This is a genomic window from Rathayibacter sp. VKM Ac-2804, from assembly GCF_009866655.1.
Lineage (GTDB): Bacteria > Actinomycetota > Actinomycetes > Actinomycetales > Microbacteriaceae > Rathayibacter.
Genome location: NZ_CP047420.1, coordinates 2,535,419 through 2,561,156, shown reverse-complemented (window position 1 = coordinate 2,561,156; position 25,738 = coordinate 2,535,419). Strand labels below are relative to the sequence as shown.

Below are 25,738 nucleotides of genomic sequence, written 5' to 3'. Positions count from 1 at the left end.
GCCACCCGTTCTAGGCTGGCGGAGCCGACCCGGGCCGGTCGAGCGCAGGGGAGCGGAACGGAGTGCGGCCATGACGGCATCGGACGAGGCGGCACGCGCCGCCGCCGCCCTGCGGGAGCTGCTGGCGCAGACCGCGGCCGAGCTCGAGCGCCGCGGCGTCCCGGATCAGGCCCTCGCCGAGCTCCGCCGGCCGCGCGCGATCCTCGGCTTCCGCCGGGCACCCGTGATGGCCCCGGTCACCCGGGCCTGGCGCCTCGGCGTCCTGCTGCTCGGGCGCGACGGCGACGTCTTCGCGACCGGCTCGGTCACGCGCTCGGTCGCACCGCTGCACGCGAACAACCAGTCGGAGTCGCAGGAGGCGCGCCGGGAGATCCGCAAGGCCGCCTTCGACGGTCCGTTCCGCGAGGGCGAGATCGTCAACCACGGCTGGCGCCGGCTGGCGATCGACGCCGACGGCCTCGCCGCCGGTCAGGAGCCGCTCTCGCTCCGGGGCGACCGGGTGGTCGTCCGCTGGGCGCCGGGCCTGGGGGAGCAGGGGCTCATGCCCCTCGAGCGCTACCTCGCCGACCGCCTCGACCTGCTCGAGGGGGCGTAGGAGCCGACCGGCGCGGCCGGCTGCGCCGCGTCACTCCGCAGTGTCACTCCGCCGCGTCACTCCTCCTCGGCGACCGGGTGGAACCAGGGCGGGTAGACCGCGACGCGCGGCGAGGCTCCGCTGTTCTCGAACATCGCCTTGACCTTGTTCTTCATGGTGACCGACGGCACGCCGACGACGGCGATCTCCTCGATCGGGAAGCGGTCCGGCACGAGCGCCTCGGCGCTGCGCAGGGCGGGCTCGTCGACGAGGAGCCGGGCGAAGGTGCGCACGAGGGCGTCGCCCTCGGTGAAGCGGGTGAGCACGTGCGACGCGTCGCCGTCGCTGAGCACGGGTGCGGAGGACAGCGAGCCGACCAGGACGACGAACTGCGACGCCGTGGTGGTGTGCGCGCGGGGCGACCAGTGCGGGAGCACGCGGTCGCCGCGGAGGTCCGCCCAGAGCGCGGCGTCGGGGGAGAGGAAGAACGGGACGTAGCCGGCGACGCTGACGCCGTCCTTGACCTGGACGGCGCGGCGGTGCTCGCGGGTCGTCTCGGCGCTGACGTCGACCGCGGGGCGGCCCTCGAGGTTCTGGTCGGCCAGCACGGCGCCGGCGGCGACGATCGCCTCGAGGTTGTCGAGGTGCGTCACGTGGTAGATCCGCTGCGCGGTGATGTCCACCTGGGGGAGCGGCTTCTCCCGGGCGGTGCCGCGGGCGGCGGCGCGCGCGGTGGCCGCGCGGGACGTGCCGGGCACGCGCACCGGAGCTCGGGTGCGGCCCTGCGGCTCGGGGAGCTTGGCAGGGGAGCAGACGTCGCAGAGAGCGATGTCGAGGCCGTGGATGCATTCTTCGGGCACGCGTGTGATCCTTCTGCGCGCGGTCTCGGGATTCCGGCGCAAGGTCGACGTTACGCGACCGCGGCGACCCCGTGCCGACCCGGCGGTGATCCGCGGACCTCCGACGCGCCCGCCCGCGCATCGCCTGGGAGCGGGCGAGGGTCCGCTGCCGCCGCGCGTAGCGTGGGCGGGATGAAGCGCACACCCCCCGCCGAGGGACAGGAATCCGTCTGGGACTACCCACGACCGCCCAGGGTCGAGCCCACCGCCGAGCACGTCGTGGTCCGGCTCGGCGGCGTCGTCGTCGCCGACACCCGCGCGGCGTTCCGCGTCCTCGAGACCAGCCACCCGCCCGTCTACTACCTGCCCCGCTCCGCGTTCGCCGAGGGCGCCCTGGAACCCGCGCCGGGCCGCAGCATCTGCGAGTTCAAGGGCGCGGCCTCCTACCTGACGGTGCGCGGCGGAGGAGCGGTGGCCGAGGCCGCCGGCTGGATCTACCCCGAGCCGATGCCGGGCTTCGAGGAGCTCGTCGACACGGTCGCGCTCTACCCGGGGCGGATGGACTCCTGCACCGTCGACGGCGAGGCGGTGCAGCCGCAGCCGGGCGACTTCTACGGCGGCTGGATCACCTCGCGGGTGGTCGGCCCGTTCAAGGGCGCGCCCGGGACGATGTTCTGGTGAGCACCCGCGGGCTCGCCGCGTAACGCCGGGTAACCACCCGACGCGCCCGACGCCTCCTCTGCCACGGTGGTGCCCACTGCCCGAGGGCGGGGACAGAGGAGGCGGACCATGGCGCAGGACGGGTATTCGGGCGACGACGGCTGGGGCTTCTCGACCCGTCAGCTGCACGCCGGGGCGGTCGAGGACGCGCTGCACGCGCGGCGCACCCCGATCTACCTCACGGCCGGCTTCAGCTTCGACTCCTTCGATGAGGCGCGGAACCGCTTCGCCGGTGCGGACGGCTACACCTACACCCGGGTCGGCAACCCGACCACCGACGCGGTCGAGCGCCGTCTCGCCGCCCTCGAGAGCGGCGTCGAGGCGCTCCTCGTCGGCAGCGGTCAGGCCGCCGTCTCGGTCGCCCTGCTCGCGCTCGCCTCCGCCGGAGACCACGTGGTCGCCGCCGCGAGCCTCTACGAGGGCACGCGCAACCTCCTGCTGGAGAACCTCGCCCGCCTCGGCATCGGCACCACGTTCGTCGAGGACGCCGACGACCCGGTCGCCTGGGCCGCGGCGATCACTCCGCGCACCCGGGCCGTCCTGATCGAGTCGATCCCGAATCCGCGCAACGACGTGGTCGACGTGCGGCTCGTCGCCGACGTCGCGCACCGCGCCGGCGTCCCCGTCGTCGTCGACAACACCTTCGCCACCCCGTACCTCCTCCGCCCGCTCGAGCACGGGGCCGACATCGTGGTGCACTCGGCGAGCAAGTTCCTCGCCGGCCACGGCGCCGTCATCGCCGGCGTGATCGTGGACGGCGGGTGCTTCGACTGGCGCACGGCGGCCTACCCGCACCTCGCCGCGGCGATCGCGCGCGGCGGCGACCCCGAGCGCGCCTTCGCCGACTACGCCCGCCACGTCGTGGCCGGCCGGATGGGGCCGACCGTCTCGCCGCTCACCGCCTTCCTGCTCGAGCAGGGCCTCGAGACCCTCTCGCTGCGGGTCCGCCACCAGTCCCGCAGCGCCCTCGTCGTCGCGCGCTGGCTCGAGGCGCGGCCCGAGGTCGCCAGCGTCGACTACAGCGGACTCGCCTCGAGCCCCTCGCACGCCCTCGCCCGGCGCCTGCTGCCGCTCGGGCAGGGCTCGGTCTTCTCGTTCACGCTGCACGGCGGGGAGGAGGCGGCGCGCCGCTTCTCCGACGCCCTCGGCCTCTTCACCCGGATGACCCACCTCGGCGACGTCCGCTCGCTCGTGCTGCACCCGGCCTCGACCACGCACGTCGGCCGCACCGCCGAGCAGCTCGAGGCCGCGGGGATCGGCCCCGGTCTGCTGCGGCTCTCGATCGGCATCGAGGACGTGGAGGACCTGCTCGCCGACCTCGAGCTCGGGCTGCGCGCCTCGGCCGTCCGGCCGCTCGTGCTGGCGGAGGCGTCGTGAGCCGGCCGCAGCACTTCGCCTGGTTCCTCTCCCGCGGCTTCGGCCCGCAGGCCTGGGGGCAGCCCGGCTGGGAGTGGGACCACTCCTGGACCACGGCCGAGGTCTACCGGCGGAGCGCCCGCGAGCTCGAGCAGGCCGGCTTCGACCTCGTCATCATCGAGGACGCGCTCTCGCTCGGGAACGCGAGCACCCTCGACCTCCGCATCCGCCGCGCCTACGGCGGGCCCAAGCACGACCCGCTGCTGCTCGCACCCTCGCTGTTCGAGGCGACGCAGCACCTCGGCGTCGCGCCGACGGTGAACCCGATGGCCTACAGCCCGTACCAGGCGGCACGCCAGTTCGCCACGCTGCAGCACCTCAGCGGCGGCCGCCTCGGGCTCAACGTCGTCACCGACGTGGGCAGCAGCCGGCACTTCGGTCTCGAGCCGCTCCCGCACGACGGCGCCTACGACCGCGCGCACGAGTGGCTCGACTCCCTGCGCGAGCTGTGGCGCAGCTGGGACGACGGCGCGCTGATCCAGGACGAGGCGACCGGCCGCTTCGCCGACGGCGACCGGCTGCGCGCAGTGCAGCACCGCGGGAGGCACTACTCCTTCGACGGCCCGCTGAACGCGCTGCCGTTCGGCACCGAGTCCTCGGCGGGGACCGCCACGGGCCCGGGCGAGCCGGTCATCGTCTCGCCCGGTGGATCGCCGCGCGGCATCGACTTCGCGGGCGCGCAGTCCGAGATCCAGCTGGCCCTCGCCTCGCTCGACACCGCGACGGTCCGCGCCTACCGCGAGCGGGCCCGGGCCGCGGCCGCCGCGCACGGCCGGAACCCCGACGACCTCACCATCCTCTTCGTCGTCAAGCCGATCATCGTCTCCAGCGGGGAGGAGGCGCGGCGCCTCGTCGACGCCTCTGCGCACCCCGACGACGCGGCGCTGCTCACCGCGGCGGCCGCCTGGTCCAGCGACCTCGAGACCGACCTGACCGCGCTGAACCTCGACCGCCCCGTCGACCCGGCGGTCTTCGGCGAGCACGTCTCGCGGGGCAGCATCGCCGGCCTCTACGGCGGCGCCGACGCGGACGCCCCGCTGCGCGCCCTGCTCACCGCCAAGGCGCGGCTCGGCCTGATCGCCGACCGCAGCGGAGTGGTGGGCACCGCGGAGGAGGTCGCCGACTTCGTCCAGGAGCTCGGCGACGACGCGGACAACGACGGCTTCGCCTTCTCCGGCGACTTCCACCCGGTGATGCTGCACCGGATGCTCGACGAGCTGGTGCCGATCCTGCGCCGCCGCGGGATCCTGCGGCGGGAGTACCCGGGCGGCGGTCTGCGCGGGAGCCTCGCGGAGTTCTGAGCGGCTCGGCCGGGCGGTACCGCTAGGAGTCCGCCGCCGGCTGGGCGATCAGGAGCGCGCGAGCGGCCTCGAGGCCGGACACTCCGAGCGTCCACTCCGGGCGGTGGAACGTCTCGGGCGTGACGCGGAACCGGGTCTCCTCGACCGCGACTCCATCGGCGCCGACCGTGCGCCGCGTGCCGTTGGGCTCGTAGCCGAGCGCCGTCGACACCCGGATCGAGGCGGTGTTCCACGCCAGCGCGCTGCTCTCCGCCACCTCCGCGCCCAGGTGATCGAAGGCGAGCAGCAGCGCGGCGGCGCGCATCTCCCGGCCGAGTCCCCGGCCCTGAGCCGCGCGCATGAGCCACGAGCCGGAGGAGACGGTGCGCCGCGCCGCGAACTCGTCGGCGAGCAGGTCCTGGCAGCCGATCACCGCGCCGTCCTCGACGATCGCGAAGGCCACGCGCCAGGAGTCCGGTCGCGTCGCCGCGCGGAGCGACCACTGGTAGCGGGCGAGGTCGGCGGGCAGCTGCTCCGCGGGAACCTCGGCCCAGGCCGCAGGGAACGGCGAGCGGCCGGGCTCGTGGATCCCGGCGACCGCCGCCGCCGCGAGGGCGGGCAGATCCTCGTCGCGGACGGGGTGCAGCTCGAGGCGCGGCGTGCGCAGCACGAGGGAGAAGAGCGGCCAGGCCGCCGAGGCGTCATCCATCCGACGACGCTAGCGAAGCGGCGACGCGCGCGGGGCGCCTGCGGTACCGGTGGTGGGACTCGAACCCACAAGCCCTCTCGGACAGAGCATTTTGAGTGCCCCGCGTCTGCCATTCCGCCACACCGGCTCATCACGAGCCTGTCGAGAATACCGTAGGCTCTTCGGCGTGACAGACCAGGAAACTCCGCAGACCGCACCCCGTCGGGTCGTCGTCGCAGAGGACGAATCGCTCATCCGCATGGACATCGTGGAGATCCTCCGCGACAACGGCTTCGAGGTCGTCGGTGAGGCGGGCGACGGCGAGACGGCCGTGGCCCTCGCCACCGAGCTGCGCCCCGATCTGGTGATCATGGACGTGAAGATGCCCCAGCTCGACGGCATCTCCGCCGCTGAGCGCCTCTCGAAGGCGCACATCGCCCCCGTCGTCCTGCTGACCGCCTTCAGTCAGAAGGAGCTGGTCGAGCGCGCGAGCGAGGCCGGCGCGCTGGCCTACGTGGTCAAGCCGTTCACGCCGAACGACCTGCTGCCGGCGATCGAGATCGCCCTCTCCCGCTACGCGCAGATCCTCACCCTCGAGGCCGAGGTCGCCGACATGGTCGAGCGCTTCGAGACCCGCAAGCTCGTCGACCGGGCCAAGGGCCTGCTCAACGAGAAGATGGGCCTCTCCGAGCCCGAGGCCTTCCGCTGGATCCAGAAGGCGTCGATGGACCGCCGCCTCACCATGCACGACGTCGCGCAGGCGATCATCGAGCAGCTCAGCCCCAAGAAGTAGGGCGGCGGCGGCCCGAGGGCCGCGCCGTCACGGCCAGAGGCGGGTGCGCTCCCACGGGGAGCCGCCCGCCTCCGTCGTTCCGGCAGCGGGTGCGCGGTAGAGCAGGCGGGTGTGGTCCTGCTCCGCCCTGGTCGAGCCCTGCCAGAACTCGATCCGCTCGGGCACGACGCGGTAGACGGCCCAGTCGCGGTCGAGCGTCGCCGGGGAGCAGGCGACGGCGACGCCGGTCTGCAGCGTCACCAGGTCGAAGTCCTCGGCGCGCTTCATCGGCTCGCTCTGCCGGCCGACCAGCAGGGCCGTGCGCGCGGCCTCCGAGCGCCGCTCGAAGTCCTTCTTCGACTCCTCGGCGGAGGCGCGCTCGACGCGGCCCTCCACCCGGACCTGCCGGCCCTGCACCGGCCAGAAGAAGGTCAGCGCGGCGTGCGGGTTCGCCGCCATCGCCCGCCCCTTGGGGCTGGAGGCGTGGGTCGAGAACGCCCAGCCGGCGTCGTCGATGTCGCGCAGCACCAGCACTCGCGCCGAGACGGTCCCGTCGGCGTCGGCGGTCGACAGCGTCGCGCCGTGGGGGAGGAGCTGGCCGGCGTCCTTCGCCGCCTCCAGCCACTGCCCGAACAGCTCGACGGGATCGGCGGGCGCCGCCTCCACCTCGAAGTCGGGCAGCTCGGACGGCATGGACGGCAGGGAGCGCAGCAGATCGCGGAAGGTCACGCCCCGAGCCTAGGTCGCCCGTCCCGCGGCGGCGGGGGCTTGCGGACCCGTCGCGGCCTCCTCGTCCGGAGCAGCCGGAGCAGCGAACTGCTCCGGCTCTGTCGCGTGACGACCGGCACAGGGCGACAGCGGTTGCACCCGGTCGGATCTCATTGCTATCAATGCCATACCCGAATGGTATTCGAGTGTCGCAGAGGTAACAAGCCTTCTCCGACGAAGACGCCGAGGCATCCGGGTGGAGAGATCATCGTTCGAGTTCGACGAGGCCCAGCGACCGCAGGTGCAGGCTTTCTCGTGCGATGTCGACGCAATGGAGCGCACGATGAGAACACTGACAAGGCCTTCCTCCGTTCTTCTCACCGCTCTCGTCTTCGCGGCCGCTGCGCTCGGGAGCGCCCCTGCGGAGGCGAGTCCACGATCGCTGTCGGAGTCGTCGGCGGCGAGTACCGCCGAGAACGGCAGGGACGCGCTGGACGCCCTGGACGAGCGTGACCTCCTGGCTTCCGGAGCGACGGGACCCGAAGCGGACTTCGTCGCGGACGAGTCCGTGCCCTCGCACGAGGGATCCACTCGGAAGGAGGGCGTGACCTCGCCTCCGAGGAACTCGACGATGTCGATGGTCTGACGGTGTCCACTCCGCAGGGGTCCCTGTCGCTGGCACCGGTGACGGAATCGACCGGAGAGGAGGTGCAGCCCGGTGTCCTCCTCTACGAGGGCGAGCACGCCGACTACGTGCTCACCAGCTCTGAGAGGGCCGCGGCCGCCGCCGGCTACGTGGTCGTCAAGGGAGCGGAGGCGCCGGAGGAGTACCGCTTCGCGGTCACCGCTGCGGGCGCTGATGCGCACCTCGAGCTCACGAGCAGTGGCGGCATCACCGTCTCCGACTCGCTCGGGAACGTCGTCAACACGATCGCGGAACCGTGGGCGGTCGACGCCGACGGTGCTCCTGTCGACACCTGGTACGAGGTCGACGGCGCCGTCGTCGTCCAGCACGTGCAGCACGCGGGAGCCACCTATCCCGTCGTCGCGGATCCGAGTCTGGAATGCGATGCGGCCTTCTGCACGCTTCTCTACAGCCGGGCGGAGACGCAGCGCATCGCTTCCGAGTCGAGTTTCCCCGTCGGGGTGGCGACCGCCGCTTGCGGAACCGTCGGGTGGGCGTGCGGGCTCGGATTGGCAGCTGCGCTCGACACGGCCAACCGGGCGAACAATGAAGGAAAGTGCTTCGGGATCCGCCACTTCCACTACGTGGCAGTGGCGTTCTTCCCCGTCGTCGAGCCCTGCACGGAATGAGCAGATGGCTCCGACTTCGACTCGCTTCTCGTCGCCGTGGGGCCCGCCCCGATCGAGAGCGGGGATCCTCGTTCTCGCAGTGGCGCTCGCTGTCCTCCTCGTCGTCGATCCTCCGTCGTCCGGATCCTGGGGAGGTGCAGTGGAGGTGCCCTTCCCTCTCCTGCTCGTTCTCCTGGCTCTCGTTCCGCGGATGATTCCGCTCGTCGAGGGGTCGCGCCTCCTCGAGCGCTCCGCCCAGCGACCGACGCGCGCAGTGTTCGCCGCAGAGCTCGGCATCGCACTGATCGGCTGGACGATGTCGGCCGCCGTCGGGTCGCCCGTGCCGTCCTTCGTCGCAGCCGGGCTCGTGCTCGTGCTCGGAACGGTGTTCGCGCTCACGGTCTCCACGGCGCGGAGCTGAACCCGGTCAGCGGGCGTCGCGGAGGATGTCCGTGATGCGGACCGTGCTGAGGCGGCGCCCTTGCTCGTCGCGGACGACGATCTCGTGCGTGGTGAGGGTCGAGCCGAGGTGGATGAAGGCCGGGTCCGCAGACCGGCCGTCCTGGCGCCGACGATTGTCCTGGGAAAGATCGCCTAGTACCTAGGGGGAATGCCCTGCTGATCGAGTAGTCCGCGCAGCGGGCGTACCGAGCGGAGGGGGCGCCTTCGGCGCCAGCGCAGGGCGGGGAAGAGCCCGACGTCCTTGAGCAGTACACCTAGGAAAGATCACCTAGTAGGTATGGGAAAGCCATGCTGATCGAGTAGCCCGCGCAGCGGGCGTATCGAGATCCACCAGCGTCAGAAGGACGAGTCTGCAGACCCGCCCTGCTGATGACGGCGGGTCTCGATACGCCCCTGCGGGGCTACTCGACCACCATGACGCGGCGCAGCCGCAACTTTCCCTCACCACCGAGACGTGAAGCGGCTTCCGCGCTCGGGCTACTCGATGCCCGTGCCGTCGTCAGCGGGCGTCGCGGAGGATGTTCGTGATGCGGACCGTGCTGAGGCGGCGGCCCTGCTCGTCGCGGACGACGATCTCGTGCGTCGTGAGGGTCGAGCCGAGGTGGATCGCGTCGCAGGTGGCGATCACGTGGCCGTGGGTGATCGAGCGGCTGTGGCTCGCGTTCAGCTCGATGCCCATCGCGAGGCGGCCCGCTCCGGCGTGCACGTTGGCGGCGATCGAGCCCATCGATTCGGCGAGGACGACGTGCGCGCCGCCGTGCAGGATGCCGACCGGCTGGCGGTTGCCCTCGACGGGCATCGACGCGACGGAGTGCTCGGGGGTGAGCTCGTGCCAGACGATGCCCATCCGCTCGGCGAGCTCGCCCATGCCGCGCCCGATGTGCGCCTCGAGGTCGAGGACGGGCGGGCGGACCCAGGAGTCGGCGGTCGCGGCGGCGGGGGCGGATTCGGTCACGGTGCTCCTCGTGCTGGGCCTCCCGGAGGCCCTCCGCCGACGGGCGGGACCGGGCCCGAACCGGTGTCGGAGGCGCTGTGTAGTCTTGCCCTGTGTCAGATCCGGAACAGCCTACCCTCCTGCTCATCGACGGTCATTCCCTCGCGTTCCGGGCGTTCTACGCCCTCCCGGTCGACAGCTTCCAGACCCGCGAGGGCCAGCACACGAACGCCATCCACGGCTTCCTGTCGATGCTGATCCTGCTGCTCAAGAACGAGAAGCCGACGCACCTCGGCGTCGCCTTCGACATCTCCCGCTACTCGTTCCGCACCCGCGAGTACCCCGAGTACAAGGGCACGCGCGGCGAGACCCCGCCCGAGTTCAAGGGCCAGGTCCCCCTCCTCGAGGAGGCGCTGCACGCGATGAACATCCGCACCGTCTCGAAGGAGGACTTCGAGGCCGACGACATCCTCGCCACGCTCGCCCGCCAGGGCGCCGAGGCCGGCTTCCGGGTCCTCGTCGTCTCCGGCGACCGCGACACCATCCAGCTGGTCACCCCCGACGTGACCCTGCTCTACCCGTCCACCCAGGGCGTGTCGCAGCTCACCCGCTACGACCGCGACAAGGTCTTCGAGAAGTACGGCGTCGAGCCGCACCAGTACCCCGAGATCGCGGCGCTCGTCGGCGAGACCAGCGACAACCTGCCCGGCGTCGACAAGGTCGGCCCGAAGACGGCGGCGAAGTGGGTCAACCAGTACGGCACGGTGGCCGACATCATCGCCCACGCGGACGAGATCAAGGGCGTCGTGGGCGAGAAGCTCCGCGAGCAGAAGGAGAACGCGCTCCGCAACCGCAGGCTCAACCGCCTGATCACCGACGTCGAGCTGCCGCTCGGCCCGAACGACCTCGACCGCCGCCCGATCGACCCGGACGCGGTCCGCGAGATCTTCAGCAGGCTCGAGTTCAAGACACTCCAGGAGCGCGTGCTCACGATCGCGGCCGACGAGGGCGTCGAGGGCGCGGCGGAGGCGCTCGCGGGCGACACGGTCGTCACCGCGGCGCCGGCCGTGCGGAACCTGGTCGACGAGGAGCTCGCGCACTGGCTCGCCCGCGTCTCCGCGAACGGCACCGTCCCGGTCGCCGTGCAGGTGCAGCTCGGCGAGGGCGGCCTGGAGGGCATCGGCCTCTCGGTCGAGGCGGAGTCGGCCTTCGTGCCCTGGGCCGCCGGCCGGCCCGACTACACCGCGCTCGAGGAGTGGCTCGCGAGCGACGCCCCGAAGTACTTCGCCGACGCGAAGCCGCAGGTCAAGGCGCTGCGCCGCGCCGGACTCCCCGTGGCCGGCCTCGCCTTCGACACCCGCATCGCCGCCTGGCTCCTGCAGCCCACCGGTCACGCGGCGACGCTGCCGGCTCAGGTCCTGCAGTACCTCGACGAGGCGATGATCCAGGGTGATCCGAACCAGCTCGTCCCCACCGCCCCGCCGATCGGCCCCGCCACGGAGGCCTGGTACGCGCACCGCCTCGTCGGCGTGCTGACCGAGCTGCTGGGCGAGGGCATGCTCTCCGTCCTCGTCGACATCGAGCTGCCGATCGTGCAGGTGCTCGCCACGATGGAGCTCACCGGCGTCGCGATCGACGCCGAGGTGCTCGCGCGCCTCCGCGGCGAGCTCACCGCCACCTCCGTCGACCTCGCGAACCGCGCCTTCGCCGAGATCGGGCACGAGATGAACCTCGGCTCGCCCAAGCAGCTGCAGCAGGTCCTCTTCGAGGAGCTGGCGATGCCGCGCACCCGCGCGACCAAGACCGGCTACACGACCGACGCGTCGGCCCTGGCCGACCTGCAGGAGTCGCACCCGCACCCGTTCCTCGGGCTTCTGCTCGAGCACCGCGACGCGACCAAGCTCAAGCAGATCATCGAGACGCTGGAGAAGTCGGTCACCGCCGACGGCCGGATCCACACCAGCTACGACCAGACCGGCACCGCGACCGGCCGGATCTCCTCCAACGATCCCAACCTGCAGAACATCCCGGTCCGCAGCGAGGTCGGCCGGCGCATCCGCACCGCGTTCGTGCACGGCGAGCAGGCGAGCACCCTGATCACCGCCGACTACTCGCAGATCGAGATGCGGATCATGGCGCACCTCTCCGGCGACGCCGGCCTGATCGAGGCCTTCCACAGCGGCGAGGACCTGCACCGCTTCGTCGGCGCGCGGATCTTCGGCGTCGAGCCGTCCGACGTCACCTCGGCGATGCGCAACAAGGTCAAGGCGATGTCCTACGGCCTCGCCTACGGACTGAGCGCCTTCGGCCTCTCCAAGCAGCTGCGCATCTCGAGCAACGAGGCGAAGCAGCTGATGACCGACTACTTCGTGCGCTTCGGCGCGGTCCGCGACTACCTCCGCACGGTCGTCGAGCAGGCGCGCGAGACCGGCTACACCGAGACGATCTTCGGCCGCCGCCGGCCGTTCCCCGATCTGCAGAGCGGCAACCGCGTCCTCCGCGACAACGCCGAGCGCGCCGCGCTCAACTCGCCGATCCAGGGCTCCGCCGCCGACATCATGAAGATCGCGATGATCGGCGTGCAGGCCGACATCGGCGAGAAGGGCCTGGAGTCGCGGATGCTGCTCCAGGTGCACGACGAGCTGATCTTCGACGTGGCCCCCGGCGAGGAGGACGTGCTCGAGGAGGTCGTCCGCGTGCGGATGGCGGGCGCCGTCGATCTCTCCGTGCCGCTCGAGGTGCAGGTCGGCCACGGCTCCGACTGGGACGTCGCCGCGCACTGACGCCGCGAGGTCCCGGGCCGCTCCTGGCCTCTGGCTAGGCTCGAAGGCATGACCTCCGACACCTCCCGCGAGCCCACCGCCGTCGACCTCGTCGCCGAGCGGTGGGTCGACACCCTCGTCGGGCTCGAGCCCACCCTCGGCACGTCGATCGGCCGGGCCGAGGCGAACCGCCGCCTCGGCGACCTGTCGCCGGAGGGGGTCGAGCGCGCCCGCGCGGCGACGGCCGCCGCCCTGGCCGAGCTCGAGTCCGCCGTGCCCGTCGACGCCGTCGACGCCGTGACGGTCGCCGATCTCGGCTCCGACCTGAGGCTGTCGCTCGAGGCGCACGAGGCGCGTCTCCCGCTGCGGGACCTCAACGTGATCGCCTCCCCCTCGCAGGAGCTGCGCGACGTCTTCGACCTGATGCCGACCGACTCCGTGGGCGACTGGGAGGACGTGGCGGAGCGGCTCCTCGCCGTGCCGGCCGCTCTGGCCGGCTACGCCGAGACCCTCCGGGCGGGCATCGGCGCGGGAGTGACGCCGGCCCGTCGCCAGGTCGGCCTCGTCGCAGAGCAGGCCGAGACGATCGCGGGGCCGCGCGGGTTCTTCGCGGCACTGGCCGCCGGCGCGGCGCCCGCGACCGGCTCGCTGCCCGCGTCGCTCTCGCTGCGGCTCGAGGAGGGGGCGCGCCGCGCCGCCGCGGCCTACGGCGGCCTGGCGCGGTTCCTGCGAACCGAGCTCGCTCCCGCGGCGACCGAGCAGGACGCCGTCGGGCGCGAGCACTACGCGCTGCAGTCGCGCCGGTTCCTCGGCGCCGTGGTCGACCTGGACGAGACCTACGAGTGGGGGATCGAGGAGCTCGCGCGGATGACCGCCGAGCAGGAGGCGATCGCCCGCGAGATCCTGCCCGGCGCGAGCGTCGCCGAGGCGATCGCGCACCTCGACACCGACCCCGCCCGCACGCTGCACGGCGTCGACGCGCTGCAGCGCTGGATGCAGGAGACCAGCGACCGGGCCGTGAGCGAGCTCGCCGGCACCGCCTTCGACATCCCGGACGAGCTCCGCCGCCTCGAGTGCCGCATCGCGCCGACCCAGGAGGGCGGGATCTACTACACCGGCCCGAGCGACGACTTCTCCCGGCCCGGACGGATGTGGTGGTCCGTCCCGCCCGGCGTCACCGAGTTCGCCACCTGGCGCGAGCTGACGACGGTCTACCACGAGGGCGTCCCCGGTCACCACCTGCAGGTGGGCCAGGCCGTGTACAACCGCGCGAGCCTCAACACCTGGCGCCGCCAGCTCGCCGGCAGCTCCGGGCACGCCGAGGGCTGGGCCCTCTACGCCGAGCGGCTGATGGAGCGGTTCGGCTACCTGGACGACCCGGCCGACCGCCTGGGCATGCTCGACGGGCAGCGGATGCGCGCCGCCCGCGTCGTCATCGACATCGGCGTGCACCTGCAGAAGCGGATACCCGGCTCGACCGACGTCTGGACCGCCGAGTCCGCCCTCGCCTTCCTGCGAGCGAACGTGAACATGGACGACGCCTTCGTGCGCTTCGAGGTGAACCGCTACCTCGGCTGGCCCGGTCAGGCGCCCTCCTACAAGATCGGCCAGCGGATCTGGGAGGAGCTGCGCGACGAGGCGAGCGCACGCGAGGGAGCGGACTTCTCGCTCGCCGGCTTCCACCGCCGCGCGCTCGATCTGGGCGGCGTCGGGCTCGATACGCTGCGCACGAGCCTGGCCGGCGGAGCCTGAGCCCGGCCAGCCGGATCGCGACCGCCCGGATCCGCCAGGACACGCGGAACGGAGCCCGGTGAGATTGCTCTCACCCTCGTGGGTTCGATAGTCTGGAACGTCACATTCGTGGCGCCGCCGTGCCCACGGTGCGCGACGAGGTCCAGGATCACGGTCCCGGGCGTCGGAGCACTCCCGGGTCGCGGCACCCCCATCACCTCCGCAGTGGTCACCACCGCGTCACGCCCTCGGGCGTGTCGGTGCCCGCCGCCCGATACCCATCCATCCTGGAGCATCCCTTAATGACAACCGCAACGACCGAAAAGGCAACCAAGCAGGTCGCGATCAACGACATCGGGTCTGCTGAAGACTTTCTTGCCGCGGTCGAAAAGACTCTGAAGTTCTTCAACGACGGAGACCTCATCGAAGGCACCGTCGTGAAGATCGACCGCGACGAGGTCCTCCTCGACGTCGGTTACAAGACCGAGGGCGTCATCCCCTCGCGTGAGCTCTCCATCAAGCACGACGTCGACCCCTCCGAGGTCGTCAACGTGGGCGACAGCGTCGAAGCCCTCGTCCTGCAGAAGGAGGACAAGGAGGGTCGCCTGATCCTCTCCAAGAAGCGCGCGCAGTACGAGCGCGCGTGGGGCGACGTCGAGAAGATCAAGGAGTCCGACGGTGTCGTCACCGGTTCGGTCATCGAGGTCGTCAAGGGCGGGCTCATCGTCGACATCGGCCTCCGCGGCTTCCTCCCGGCCTCGCTCATCGAGCTGCGCCGCGTCCGCGACCTCACGCCGTACCTCGGCCAGGAGATCGAGGCGAAGATCCTCGAGCTCGACAAGAACCGCAACAACGTGGTCCTGTCGCGTCGCGCGCTCCTCGAGCAGACGCAGTCCGAGAGCCGCACCACGTTCCTGAACAACCTGCACAAGGGTCAGGTCCGCAAGGGCGTCGTGTCCTCGATCGTCAACTTCGGTGCGTTCGTCGACCTCGGCGGCGTCGACGGTCTCGTCCACGTCTCCGAGCTCTCCTGGAAGCACATCGAGCACGCCTCCGAGGTCGTCGAGGTGGGCCAGGAGGTCACCGTCGAGATCCTCGAGGTCGACCTCGACCGCGAGCGCGTGTCGCTCTCGCTCAAGGCGACCCAGGAGGACCCGTGGCAGGTCTTCGCCCGCACCCACGCGATCGGTCAGGTCGCCCCGGGCAAGGTCACGAAGCTGGTCCCGTTCGGTGCGTTCGTCCGCGTCGCGGACGGCATCGAGGGCCTCGTCCACATCTCCGAGCTCTCGGGCAAGCACGTCGAGCTCGCCGAGCAGGTCGTGTCGGTCGGTGAAGAGGTGTTCGTCAAGGTCATCGACATCGACCTCGACCGTCGCCGCATCTCGCTCTCGCTCAAGCAGGCGAACGAGAACGTCGACCCCGAGGGCACCGAGTTCGACCCGGCGCTCTACGGCATGGCCACCGAGTACGACGACCAGGGGAACTACAAGTACCCCGACGGCTTCGACCCGGAGACCAACGAGTGGCGCGAGGGCTTCGAGTCCCAGCGCGAGGCCTGGGAGCAGGAGTACGCCGCTGCTCAGGCTCGCTGGGAGGCCCACAAGGCGCAGGTCGCCAAGTCGCAGGAGGAGGCCGCCACGGTCTCCGAGGGCGTCTCGGTCGGCGGCGGCTTCACCAACACCGAGTCGGCTGCCGGCGGCGGAACCCTCGCCGACGACGAGTCGCTCGCCGCTCTGCGCGAGAAGCTGTCCTCGAACAACTGATCCGCGGCATCACCACCACGACGAACGGCCGGTCCCCTCGGGGGCCGGCCGTTCGGCGTTTCGGCCGACGGTCGAGCAGACGCGCAGCGGACCGAGTTCATGCTGATCGAGCAGCCCGCGCAGCGGGCGCATCGAGATCCACCACCGCACGGACTCTCGCACGGTGGCCCGACGGACAGGAGCGGGTGCCGCCCCGCGCCGCTGGATAGGGTTGGCGGGTGCATCTCGCCGCTCTGACCGGAGGCATCGCCTCGGGCAAGTCCACCGTCGCCCGCCGTCTCGCCGAGCTCGGGGCGGTGGTCGTCGACGCCGACCGGCTCGCCCGCGAGGTGGTCGAGCCGGGGGAGCCCGCGCTGGCCGCGATCGTCGAGCGCTTCGGCCCGACGACCCTGCGCGCCGACGGCTCCCTCGACCGGGCGGCCCTCGGCGCGATCGTCTTCTCCGACTCCTCCGCCCGCGAGGACCTCAACGCGATCACGCACCCGGCGGTGTCGCTCCGCTCGCAGGAGCTGTTCGCGGCGGCCGCTGCCGCCGACCCGCACGCCGTCGTCGTCTACGACGTCCCGCTGCTCGCGGAGTCGCGCGGGGCGGGGGAGTTCGACGAGGTGATCGTCGTCCACGCCCCGCAGGAGACGCGCGTCGAGCGGCTGATCGCCCTGCGCGGCATGACCGAGGCGGACGCCCGCGCGCGCGTCGGCGCGCAGGCGAGCGACGAGGAGCGGCTCGCCCTCGCCGACGCGGTGATCGACGCCTCCGGAACGCTGGAGGAGACCCTGAGCCAGGTGGACGCGCTCTGGGAGCGGCTGCGTCGCCGCTCAGCCTGAGCCGAGACCCCGGCGGGAGACGGTCGGACCGGGCTCCTAGAGTGGAACGGCCGCAGCACGGGGAACGGCCCCAGCACGATCGCCGAGTCGAGGGGTACGACGCATGAGCGCTTCCGGAGCACGTCCGCCCGCGTCCGACTCGCGGCGCCTGCTGCTCGCGTCCGGGGCGGGCGTCCTCCTCGGTGCGGGCGCGGGAGCGGCCGCGGGCGCGCTCACCGGCCGCACCGGCGCCCCACCGGTCCAGGTCGTCACCCGTCCGGCGGGGTCCTCCCGCATCGTCGACGTGCACGATCATCTCGACGACTCGCTGCCGGCCGGCGCCGCGCGCGACACCGCAGCATGGAAGGCCGCACTCGCCGCCGCCGCGGTGCCCGAGGACGGCGTGGATCCGACGGAGCACCACGGCGTCGTCACCGCCCCCGGGGGCAGCTTCGTCGTGGACGAGACGCTCTCCTGGGACGCGAGGGTGAGCATCGACGGCCACTGCGAGATCCGCTACACCGGGACCGGCCCGGCCCTGCAGACCGTCGGCCCGGTGCTGCAGACCTCCGCCGCCGGCTTCACCCGCCAGCACCAGAGCGTGCTGAGCAACCTGCACCTGATCGGCGACGGGTCGAACACGGGCATCGCCGTGAGCGCCGCGTCGCACCTGCGACAGCCCGGACCCAAGCCCGCCTACCTGTCGTTCGCGAACGTCGTCGCGCGGCGCTTCGACACGGCGGTCGAGCTCGGCTCGCACGCCTACCTGCTCGAGTTCCGATCGTGCTCCTTCCAGGGCAACCGGGTCGGCGTCGTCGCCGTCGAGGACGCGGTCGACTCGGGGGAGCGCATCGCCTTCCAGGGCTGCGACCTCACCAGCAACACCGAGAGCGCGCTGCAGATCCACGGCGACCAGGAGTTCTTCGTCGATCAGTGCTCGTTCGACACCTTCTCGACGAACCAGGGCCGGGCGGTCACGATCTCCCGCGGTCAGGCCCACTTCTCGCACTGCCACTTCGAGATGCAGATCCCGGACAACCACGGCTGGTTCGAGCTGGACGGCTGGGGCGCGCTGCTCTCGCTCACCGACTGCCGCTTCCTCGTCCGGGCGCGCAAGGAGGTCGACGGCGAGGCGGAGCGCGGACTGATCGAGTTCTCCGGAGCGGGCGGTCAGCGCGCCGTCGTCCGCGGCGGGCAGTTCCAGGGCGGCAACTCGCGGCTGCCCTTCCTGGCGCGCGGCGACGGGACGCTGACGATCACGGACACCTCCGCGCTGCCGTCGACGGCGCTGAAGTTCCACGCGGCCGAGCGGATCCGCGGCGTGCTCGACCCGCACGGCTCGCGCTCCGTGCTCGCGGACGACTGGACGGCCGAGGGCGGAGCGTCCGTCGCGCCGGGGGACTCGCCGGTCGCGGGGCTGCGGGCACTCGCGCTGGAGGACGGCTCCGGCGCCGGAGCCGTGCACCTGTTCGTGCCGATCGCCGCGGGGGCGCGGGTGCTCGCCTCCATGGACGCGCTCTTCGAGGGCACGGGCTCCGCCGGGATCGACCTCGGCTTCGCGACCGAGCGGCGCGCCGACGGACTGGGCGGCGACTGGTACTCGCCGACCGAGGTCTCGGCCCGCGACTCCTTCGCCGGCGTCCGGCTCGACGACGCCTACTCGCTGCCCGCGCCGGACTGGGCGGTGCGCGCGGTGATCCGCGTGCGCACCGACGGCATGGCCCCGGGCGACCGCCTCCACCTGCGCGACCTGCGCGTCTCCCGCCTCTGACCCGGCGCCCTCCAGCTGGTCGGTCTGTCGACTCGGCTTCCGGCGCCGGCGGATCTCGATACGCGCGCTCCGCGCGAGTCCCGTTCGCCGTCGGCGCAGGCCCGCCCCGATGTCGGTGGTCGCGGTTACGCTTCGATCATGGAGCCAACCCGTGCCGTGCACCCCTTCGAGGTCATCAGCGAATACCAGCCGAGCGGTGACCAGCCCGGGGCGATCGCCGATCTGAGCGCCCGGATCAACGCCGGCGAGACCGACGTCGTCCTGCTCGGCGCCACCGGAACCGGCAAGTCCGCGACCACCGCCTGGCTCGTCGAGGCGGTCCAGCGGCCGACCCTGGTCCTCGCGCACAACAAGACGCTCGCCGCCCAGCTCGCGAACGAGTTCCGGGAGCTCTTCCCCAACAACGCGGTCGAGTACTTCGTCTCGTACTACGACTACTACCAGCCCGAGGCCTACGTCCCGCAGACGGACACCTTCATCGAGAAGGACAGCTCGGTCAACGCCGAGGTCGAGCGTCTGCGCCACTCCACGACCAACTCGCTGCTCAGCCGCCGCGACGTCATCGTCGTCTCGACCGTCTCCTGCATCTACGGCCTCGGCCAGCCCGAGCAGTACCTCGAGGCGATGGTCGCGCTCCAGGTCGGCCAGCGGGTCGACCGCGACCGCCTGATCCGCAAGTTCGTCTCGATGCAGTACGCGCGCAACGACGTCGACTTCGCCCGCGGCACGTTCCGCGTCCGCGGCGACACGATCGAGATCATCCCCATGTACGAGGAGCTCGCGATCCGCATCGAGATGTTCGGCGACGAGATCGAGGCGCTCTACACGCTGCACCCGCTCACCGGGAACGTCGTGAAGAAGCTCGAGTCCGTCTCCGTCTTCCCCGGCTCGCACTACGTCGCCAGCCAGGACGTCATGCACCGCGCGATCGACACCATCCAGCAGGAGCTCGAGGTGCGCCTGGCCGACCTCGAGAAGCAGAACAAGCTCCTCGAGGCGCAGCGCCTGCGGATGCGCACCACGTTCGACCTCGAGATGATGCAGCAGATCGGCTTCTGCTCCGGCATCGAGAACTACTCGCGCCACATCGACGGCCGCGAGTCCGGCGAGGCCCCGCACTGCCTGCTCGACTACTTCCCCGACGACTTCCTCGTCGTGATCGACGAGTCGCACGTCACCGTGCCGCAGATCGGCGCGATGTACGAGGGCGACGCCTCGCGCAAGCGCACCCTCGTCGAGCACGGCTTCCGGCTGCCCTCGGCGATGGACAACCGCCCGCTGAAGTGGGAGGAGTTCAAGGGCCGCGTCGGCCAGACCGTCTACCTCTCGGCCACGCCCGGTCGCTACGAGATGGGCATCGCCGACGGCATCGTCGAGCAGATCATCCGCCCGACCGGTCTGATCGACCCGGAGATCGTCGTCAAGCCGACCAAGGGCCAGATCGACGACCTGCTCGAGGAGATCAAGCTCCGGACCGAGCGCGACGAGCGCGTCCTGGTGACCACCCTCACCAAGCGGATGGCGGAGGAGCTCACCGACTTCCTCACCGAGGCCGGGGTCCGCGTGCGCTACCTGCACTCGGACGTCGACACGCTCCGGCGGGTCGAGCTGCTCTCCGAGCTGCGCGCGGGCGTCTACGACGTCCTCGTCGGCATCAACCTCCTCCGCGAGGGCCTCGACCTGCCCGAGGTGTCGCTCGTCGCGATCCTCGACGCCGACAAGGAGGGCTTCCTCCGCTCGTCGACCTCGCTGATTCAGACGATCGGCCGCGCCGCGCGCAACGTCTCGGGCGAGGTGCACATGTACGCGGACAAGATGACCGACTCGATGAGGCTCGCGATCGACGAGACCGACCGCCGCCGCGAGAAGCAGGTCGCCTACAACCTCGACCACGGCATCGACCCGACTCCGCTGCGGAAGAAGATCGCCGACATCACCGACGCGCTCGCCCGCGAGGGAGCCGACACGGCGAAGCTGCTGGCCGGCCGCGACGCGAAGAAGAAGAGCCCGACGCCGAACCTGCGCCGCCAGGGTCTCGCCGCGAACGGCGGCAACGACCTCGAGGCGATCATCGCCGACCTCAACGGCCAGATGCTCCAGGCCGCCGGCGAGCTGAAGTTCGAGCTCGCGGCGCGACTGCGCGACGAGGTCTCCGAGCTCAAGCGCGAGCTGCGGCAGATGGAGAAGGCCGGGCACCTGTCCTGACCGAGCAGGGTCGGCCCGAGCGGGCCGGCCCGCCGGTGCGGGCGGGGTCGACGAGCGCAAGTCGCGGGGGCCGGGATCAGCGGCCAGCGAACGCCCCGAGCGATGTCGGTGGCTCCGCATACACTTTCGAGGTGTCGATCCTGAACGCCGTTACGGACCCTTCCACCACCCCCTCACCCTCCTTCCACCGCTTCGTCTCCTCGCTGGACGAATCGGTGTCGAAGCTGGTGGTGAGCGGGGCCAGAGTGCACAACCTGCGCGACGTCGACCTCGAGATCCCGCGCGACTCGATGGTCGTCTTCACCGGCCTGTCGGGCTCGGGCAAGTCCTCGCTCGCCTTCGACACGATCTTCGCGGAGGGCCAGCGCCGCTACGTCGAGTCGCTCTCCGCCTACGCTCGGCAGTTCCTCGGGCAGGTCGACCGCCCCGACGTCGACTTCATCGAGGGCCTCAGCCCCGCGGTGTCGATCGACCAGAAGTCGACCAACCGGAACCCGCGCTCCACCGTCGGCACGATCACCGAGATCTTCGACTACATGCGCCTGCTCTGGGCCCGCATCGGCATCCCGCACTGCCCGGTCTGCAGCGAGCCGATCTCGGCGCAGACCGTGCAGCAGATCGCCGATCAGCTGATGGAGCTCGAGGAGGGCACCCGCTACCAGATCCTCAGCCCGGTCGTCTCGCAGAAGAAGGGCGAGTTCGTCGACCTCTTCAAGGAGCTGACCGCGGGCGGCTACTCCCGCGCCATGGTCGACGGGAAGCTCATCCAGCTCAGCGAGCCGCCGGTGCTCAAGAAGCAGTACAAGCACGACATCTCCGTCGTCGTCGACCGCCTCGTCGCCGGTCCGGACATCCTCGGCCGCCTGACCGACTCGCTCGAGACGGCCCTGCGCCTCACCGACGGCATCGTGCAGATCAACTTCGTCGACGGCGAGGGCGACGGCGCCTGGACGACGTACTCCGAGAAGCTGTCCTGCCCCAACAACCACCCGATCTCGCTCACCGAGATCGAGCCGCGCACGTTCTCCTTCAACGCGCCCTTCGGCGCCTGCCCCGAGTGCTCCGGCCTGGGCACGCGGATGTCGGTCGACGACGAGCTGCTGCTCGGCGACCCCGACCTCAGCATCGCCGAGGGCGTCATCATCCCCTGGACCACCCAGGGCAAGGGCCTCTTCCAGTACTACGAGAAGCTGCTCGACGGCCTCTCCCGCGACCTCGGCTTCAAGCTGACCACCCCGTGGAAGCGCCTCAGCTCCGAGGTGCAGCAGGCGGTGCTCCACGGCGACAACTTCGAGGTCAAGGTCAAGTGGAAGAACCGCTACGGCCGCGAGATGAGCTACACCTCCGGCTTCGAGGGCGTCGTGCCCTACATCGAGCGGCAGTACGTCCAGGCCGAGACGGACGTGCAGCGCTCGCGCTGGGCCGAGTTCCTCCGCGAGGTCGCCTGCCCGGTCTGCAAGGGCTCGCGCCTCAAGCCCGAGGTGCTCGCCGTGCTCGTGCACGGCGCGAGCATCGCCGATGTCGCCGACCTCAGCCTCGGCGACGCCCAGTCGTTCATGAGCGAGCTGCAGCTCACCCCGCGCGAGGCCACCATCGCCGCGCAGGTGCTCCGCGAGATCCGCGCGCGCCTCGACTTCCTGATCGAGGTCGGGCTCAACTACCTCAACCTCTCCCGCGCGGCCGGCTCGCTCTCCGGCGGCGAGGCGCAGCGGATCCGGCTCGCCACCCAGATCGGCTCCGGCCTCACCGGCGTGCTCTACGTCCTCGACGAGCCGAGCATCGGCCTGCACCAGCGGGACAACCGCCGGCTGATCGACACCCTGATCAAGCTGCGCGACCTCGGCAACACCCTGATCGTCGTCGAGCACGACGAGGACACCATCCGCACCGCCGACTGGATCGTCGACATCGGACCGGGCGCGGGCGTCAACGGCGGCCGGGTCGTGCACTCCGGCTCCTACGAGTCGCTCCTCGAGAACACCCACTCGCTCACCGGCGACTACATCGCCGGCCGCCGCTCGATCGAGCTGCCGAAGAAGCGCCGCAAGATCGACCGCAAGCGCGTCATCAAGGTCGTCGGCGCCAACGCCAACAACCTGCAGAAGGTCGACGTCGAGTTCCCGCTCGGCACCTTCGTCGCGGTCACGGGCGTCTCCGGCTCGGGCAAGTCGACGCTCGTGAACGACATCCTCTACCGGGTGCTCGCCAACCAGCTCAACGGCGCCCGCAAGGTGCCGGGCAAGCACACCCGCGTCACCGGCCTCGAGAACCTCGACAAGGTCGTCCACGTCGACCAGAACCCGATCGGCCGCACCCCGCGCTCCAACCCGGCGACCTACACGGGTGTGTTCGACCGCATCCGCAACCTCTTCGCCGAGACCACCGAGGCGAAGGCCCGCGGCTACCTGCCCGGTCGCTTCAGCTTCAACGTCAAGGGCGGTCGCTGCGAGGCCTGCTCGGGCGACGGCACGATCAAGATCGAGATGAACTTCCTGCCCGACGTCTACGTCGCCTGCGAGGTCTGCGGGGGAGCGCGCTACAACCGCGACACCCTGACCGTGCACTACAAGGGCAAGAACATCGCCGAGGTGCTCGACATGCCGATCGCCGAGGCGGCCGAGTTCTTCGAGCCGATCACCTCGATCCACCGGTTCCTCAAGACCCTGGTCGAGGTCGGCCTCGGCTACGTCCGGCTCGGCCAGAGCGCCACCACGCTCTCCGGCGGCGAGGCGCAGCGCGTCAAGCTCGCCACCGAGCTGCAGCGTCGCTCGAACGGGCGCAGCGTCTACGTGCTCGACGAGCCGACCACCGGTCTGCACTTCGAGGACGTCCGCAAGCTCCTGCTGGTGCTCAACGGCCTCGTCGACAAGGGCAACACGGTGATCACGATCGAGCACAACCTCGACGTCATCAAGTCGGCCGACTGGCTGATCGACATGGGTCCCGAGGGCGGCGCCGGCGGCGGCCAGGTCGTCGCGATCGGCACCCCCGAGCACGTCGCGAAGGTGAAGGAGAGCCACACCGGCACCTTCCTCGCCGAGATCCTGCCGTGACGCGGCTCCGCCTCGCCGATCGTCCCCGGGGGGCCGGGGGAGCGGAGGCGCGGGCATGACGCAGACCGTCGACTTCCGGCCGAAGCCGGGCGAGATCCCGACCCTCCCGGGCGTCTACCGCTTCAAGGACGCCCGGGGCCGGGTGCTTTACGTGGGCAAGGCCAAGAACCTCCGCGCCCGGCTCAGCAACTACTTCGCTCCGCTGCCGAGCCTGCACGAGCGCACCCGGCGGATGGTCACCTCGGCGTCCGGCGTCGAGTGGACCGTCGTCGGCACCGACGTCGAGGCGCTGCAGCTCGAGTTCACCTGGATCAACGAGTTCGATCCGCCCTTCAACGTCAAGTTCCGCGACGACAAGTCCTACCCGTACATGGCCGTGACCCTCGGCGACGAGGCGCCCCGGGTGATGGTGACGCGCAACGCCAAGATCCGCGGTGCGCGGTACTTCGGCCCGTACCCGAAGATCTGGGCGATCCACGAGACGATCGATCTGATGATCAAGGCGTTCCCGATCAGGACCTGCAACGACTCCAACTACAAGCGGGCGATGCAGAGCGGCAAGCCCTGCTTCGCCTCGCAGATCGGCCGCTGCGGCGGTCCGTGCTCGCACCGGGTCACCTTCGCGGAGCATCGCGCGATCGTCGACCGCTTCGTCGCGTTCATGGGCAGCCACGACCGCAGGATGATCGGCGAGCTCGAGCGCGAGATGCGCGAGGCCGCCGAGGCGATGCAGTACGAGCGCGCCGGCAAGCTGCGCGACCAGGCCGCGGCGCTCGACGCCGTGCTGGCCAAGAGCGCGGTCGTGCTGAAGGACAACGTCGACGTCGACCTCTATGCGATCGTGCACGACGAGCTCGCGGCCTCGGTCCAGCAGTTCCGTGTGCGCGGCGGCCGCATCCGCGGTGAGCGCGGCTGGGTCGTCGACAAGGAGCTCGACATGAGCACCGCCGAGCTCGTGGACACCGCGCTGCAGGCTGCCTACGAGAGCGGCGACATCCCGCCGCGCGAGGTCGTCGTGCCCGAGCTGCCGGAGGACTCCGAGGCGCTCGAGGAGTGGCTGGGCTCGCTGCGCGGCGCGAACGTCCGCCTGCGCGCGGCGCAGCGCGGCGACAAGGCGGCTCTGCTCGAGACCGCGACGCAGAACGCCAAGCACTCGCTGATGCTCTATAAGACCCGGCGCTCCGCGGACTTCACCGCGCGCACGCAGGCCCTCGAGGACATCCGCGACGCGCTCGGGATGGCCGAGGCGCCGCTGCGGATGGAGTGCTACGACGTGTCGCACCTCAGCGGCACCAACATCGTCGCGTCGATGGTCGTCTTCGAGGACGGCCTGGTGCGCAAGGACCAGTACCGCCGCTTCAGCATCGCCGAGTCCACCGATGACACCGAGTCGCTGCACCAGGTGCTGACCCGGCGCCTCGCCTACCTCAAGGAGCCGACCGAGCCCGCCGAGATCGATCCCGAGACGGGGGAGGCGAAGCGGCGCAAGTTCTCCTACCCGCCGAACCTGCTCATCGTCGACGGCGGGCAGCCGCAGGTCGCGGCCGCCCAGCGCGCACTGGACGAGTCCGGGGTCACCGGGATCACCCTCTGCGGGATCGCCAAGCGTCTCGAGGAGATCTGGCTGCCGGACTCCGACTTCCCGGTGATCCTGCCGCGCAACAGCGACGCGCTCTTCCTCTTCCAGCGCATCCGGGACGAGGCGCACCGCTTCGCGATCACCCACCAGCGCCAGCGCCGCAAGCGCGACATCTCGTCGCAGCTGGCGGAGATCCCGGGGCTGGGCGGGACACGAGTGCGCGATCTGCTGAAGCACTTCGGCTCGGTGACCCGCCTGCGGGAGGCCAGCGACGCCGAGATCGCCGAGGTCAAGGGCATCGGGCCGACGCTCGCGGCGGCCATCCACGGGCACCTGCATCCCTGAGGCACCGCCCTCCGCCGGGTGCTCCGCTCAGGGCCACACC

At 71.3% G+C, this 25,738-nt stretch carries 20 protein-coding genes, 1 tRNA gene and 1 pseudogene; 16 read left to right on the top strand and 6 right to left on the bottom strand.

Features of this window, described 5'->3' with window-relative positions:
* Window positions 1–70: 70 nt before the first annotated feature.
* On the top strand, window positions 71–595 hold the full coding sequence (locus tag GTU73_RS12050) for a hypothetical protein (protein WP_160089802.1): 525 nt from the start codon (window positions 71–73) through the stop codon (window positions 593–595).
* 56 nt (window positions 596–651) lie between these two features.
* On the opposite strand, the gene GTU73_RS12045 is transcribed toward GTU73_RS12050, so the two are convergent.
* On the bottom strand, window positions 652–1,434 hold the full coding sequence (locus GTU73_RS12045) for a DarT ssDNA thymidine ADP-ribosyltransferase family protein (RefSeq protein ID WP_159422559.1): 783 nt from the start codon (window positions 1,432–1,434) through the stop codon (window positions 652–654).
* 171 nt (window positions 1,435–1,605) lie between these two features.
* Here GTU73_RS12045 and GTU73_RS12040 point away from each other — a divergent pair, with 171 nt between their 5' ends.
* The 3 genes from GTU73_RS12040 to GTU73_RS12030 all read left to right on the top strand — a co-directional run bounded on the left by GTU73_RS12040 (window position 1,606) and on the right by GTU73_RS12030 (window position 4,850).
* The gene (locus GTU73_RS12040) at window positions 1,606–2,094 is read left to right on the top strand and encodes a DUF427 domain-containing protein (RefSeq protein ID WP_160089800.1); all 489 of its coding nucleotides are present in this window, start codon (window positions 1,606–1,608) and stop codon (window positions 2,092–2,094) included.
* A gap of 108 nt (window positions 2,095–2,202) precedes the next feature.
* Window positions 2,203–3,510, top strand: coding sequence for a PLP-dependent transferase (locus GTU73_RS12035; protein WP_160089798.1), 1,308 nt, complete (start codon window positions 2,203–2,205; stop codon window positions 3,508–3,510).
* The gene (locus tag GTU73_RS12030; protein WP_160089796.1) at window positions 3,507–4,850 is read left to right on the top strand and encodes an LLM class flavin-dependent oxidoreductase; all 1,344 of its coding nucleotides are present in this window, start codon (window positions 3,507–3,509) and stop codon (window positions 4,848–4,850) included. Before GTU73_RS12035 ends, GTU73_RS12030 begins: the two co-directional genes overlap by 4 nt.
* 22 nt (window positions 4,851–4,872) lie before the next feature.
* Here GTU73_RS12030 and GTU73_RS12025 read toward each other — a convergent pair whose 3' ends face one another.
* A complete protein-coding gene (locus tag GTU73_RS12025) occupies window positions 4,873–5,538 on the bottom strand; it encodes a GNAT family protein (protein ID WP_160089794.1) in 666 nt (221 codons plus the stop codon).
* 44 nt (window positions 5,539–5,582) lie between these two features.
* Window positions 5,583–5,665, bottom strand: a tRNA-Leu gene (locus GTU73_RS12020).
* A 39-nt stretch (window positions 5,666–5,704) separates the two neighbouring features.
* Here GTU73_RS12020 and GTU73_RS12015 point away from each other — a divergent pair.
* Window positions 5,705–6,310 carry a response regulator gene (locus GTU73_RS12015; protein WP_123446252.1) on the top strand — a complete coding sequence of 202 codons (606 nt, stop codon included), beginning with the start codon at window positions 5,705–5,707 and terminating at the stop codon, window positions 6,308–6,310.
* 27 nt (window positions 6,311–6,337) lie between these two features.
* Here GTU73_RS12015 and GTU73_RS12010 read toward each other — a convergent pair whose 3' ends face one another.
* The gene (locus tag GTU73_RS12010; RefSeq protein WP_160089792.1) at window positions 6,338–7,018 is read right to left on the bottom strand and encodes a pyridoxal 5'-phosphate synthase; all 681 of its coding nucleotides are present in this window, start codon (window positions 7,016–7,018) and stop codon (window positions 6,338–6,340) included.
* Between the two features lie 235 nt (window positions 7,019–7,253).
* Here GTU73_RS12010 and GTU73_RS12005 point away from each other — a divergent pair, with 235 nt between their 5' ends.
* From GTU73_RS12005 to GTU73_RS11995, 3 genes are all read left to right on the top strand, one after another.
* Window positions 7,254–7,643, top strand: coding sequence for a hypothetical protein (locus tag GTU73_RS12005; RefSeq protein ID WP_160089790.1), 390 nt, complete (start codon window positions 7,254–7,256; stop codon window positions 7,641–7,643).
* A gap of 38 nt (window positions 7,644–7,681) precedes the next feature.
* Window positions 7,682–8,311 (top strand): hypothetical protein, encoded by a 630-nt coding sequence (locus tag GTU73_RS12000; RefSeq protein WP_160089788.1) that lies wholly within the window; start codon window positions 7,682–7,684, stop codon window positions 8,309–8,311.
* A 190-nt stretch (window positions 8,312–8,501) separates the two neighbouring features.
* The gene (locus GTU73_RS11995; protein WP_160089785.1) at window positions 8,502–8,711 is read left to right on the top strand and encodes a hypothetical protein; all 210 of its coding nucleotides are present in this window, start codon (window positions 8,502–8,504) and stop codon (window positions 8,709–8,711) included.
* A gap of 6 nt (window positions 8,712–8,717) precedes the next feature.
* Here the strand turns inward: GTU73_RS11995 and GTU73_RS19340 are convergent.
* Window positions 8,718–8,825, bottom strand: a pseudogene (locus tag GTU73_RS19340) (thioesterase); the annotation flags it as partial.
* A gap of 426 nt (window positions 8,826–9,251) precedes the next feature.
* The gene (locus GTU73_RS11985; RefSeq protein ID WP_123446567.1) at window positions 9,252–9,620 is read right to left on the bottom strand and encodes a hotdog fold thioesterase; all 369 of its coding nucleotides are present in this window, start codon (window positions 9,618–9,620) and stop codon (window positions 9,252–9,254) included.
* A gap of 179 nt (window positions 9,621–9,799) precedes the next feature.
* Between GTU73_RS11985 and polA the strand changes: the two genes are divergently transcribed.
* From polA to uvrC, 8 genes are all read left to right on the top strand, one after another.
* On the top strand, window positions 9,800–12,469 hold the full coding sequence (gene polA, locus GTU73_RS11980; RefSeq protein WP_160089783.1) for a DNA polymerase I: 2,670 nt from the start codon (window positions 9,800–9,802) through the stop codon (window positions 12,467–12,469).
* Between the two features lie 48 nt (window positions 12,470–12,517).
* The gene (locus GTU73_RS11975) at window positions 12,518–14,200 is read left to right on the top strand and encodes a DUF885 domain-containing protein (RefSeq protein ID WP_160089781.1); all 1,683 of its coding nucleotides are present in this window, start codon (window positions 12,518–12,520) and stop codon (window positions 14,198–14,200) included.
* Window positions 14,201–14,481: 281 nt separating this feature from the next.
* Window positions 14,482–15,942, top strand: a complete 1,461-nt coding sequence (gene rpsA / locus GTU73_RS11970; RefSeq protein ID WP_123446259.1) for a 30S ribosomal protein S1 — start codon at window positions 14,482–14,484, stop codon at window positions 15,940–15,942.
* Window positions 15,943–16,160: 218 nt separating this feature from the next.
* Complete coding sequence (gene coaE / locus GTU73_RS11965) at window positions 16,161–16,766, top strand: dephospho-CoA kinase (protein ID WP_160089779.1); 606 nt, start codon at window positions 16,161–16,163, stop codon at window positions 16,764–16,766.
* A 103-nt stretch (window positions 16,767–16,869) separates the two neighbouring features.
* A complete protein-coding gene (locus GTU73_RS11960) occupies window positions 16,870–18,516 on the top strand; it encodes a hypothetical protein (RefSeq protein WP_160089777.1) in 1,647 nt (548 codons plus the stop codon).
* A 138-nt stretch (window positions 18,517–18,654) separates the two neighbouring features.
* Complete coding sequence (gene uvrB, locus GTU73_RS11955) at window positions 18,655–20,721, top strand: excinuclease ABC subunit UvrB (protein ID WP_123704319.1); 2,067 nt, start codon at window positions 18,655–18,657, stop codon at window positions 20,719–20,721.
* A 203-nt stretch (window positions 20,722–20,924) separates the two neighbouring features.
* Window positions 20,925–23,774 carry an excinuclease ABC subunit UvrA gene (uvrA, locus tag GTU73_RS11950; protein ID WP_160091347.1) on the top strand — a complete coding sequence of 950 codons (2,850 nt, stop codon included), beginning with the start codon at window positions 20,925–20,927 and terminating at the stop codon, window positions 23,772–23,774.
* Window positions 23,775–23,829: 55 nt separating this feature from the next.
* Complete coding sequence (uvrC, locus tag GTU73_RS11945; RefSeq protein ID WP_160089775.1) at window positions 23,830–25,698, top strand: excinuclease ABC subunit UvrC; 1,869 nt, start codon at window positions 23,830–23,832, stop codon at window positions 25,696–25,698.
* The last annotated feature ends 40 nt before the right edge of the window (window positions 25,699–25,738 follow it).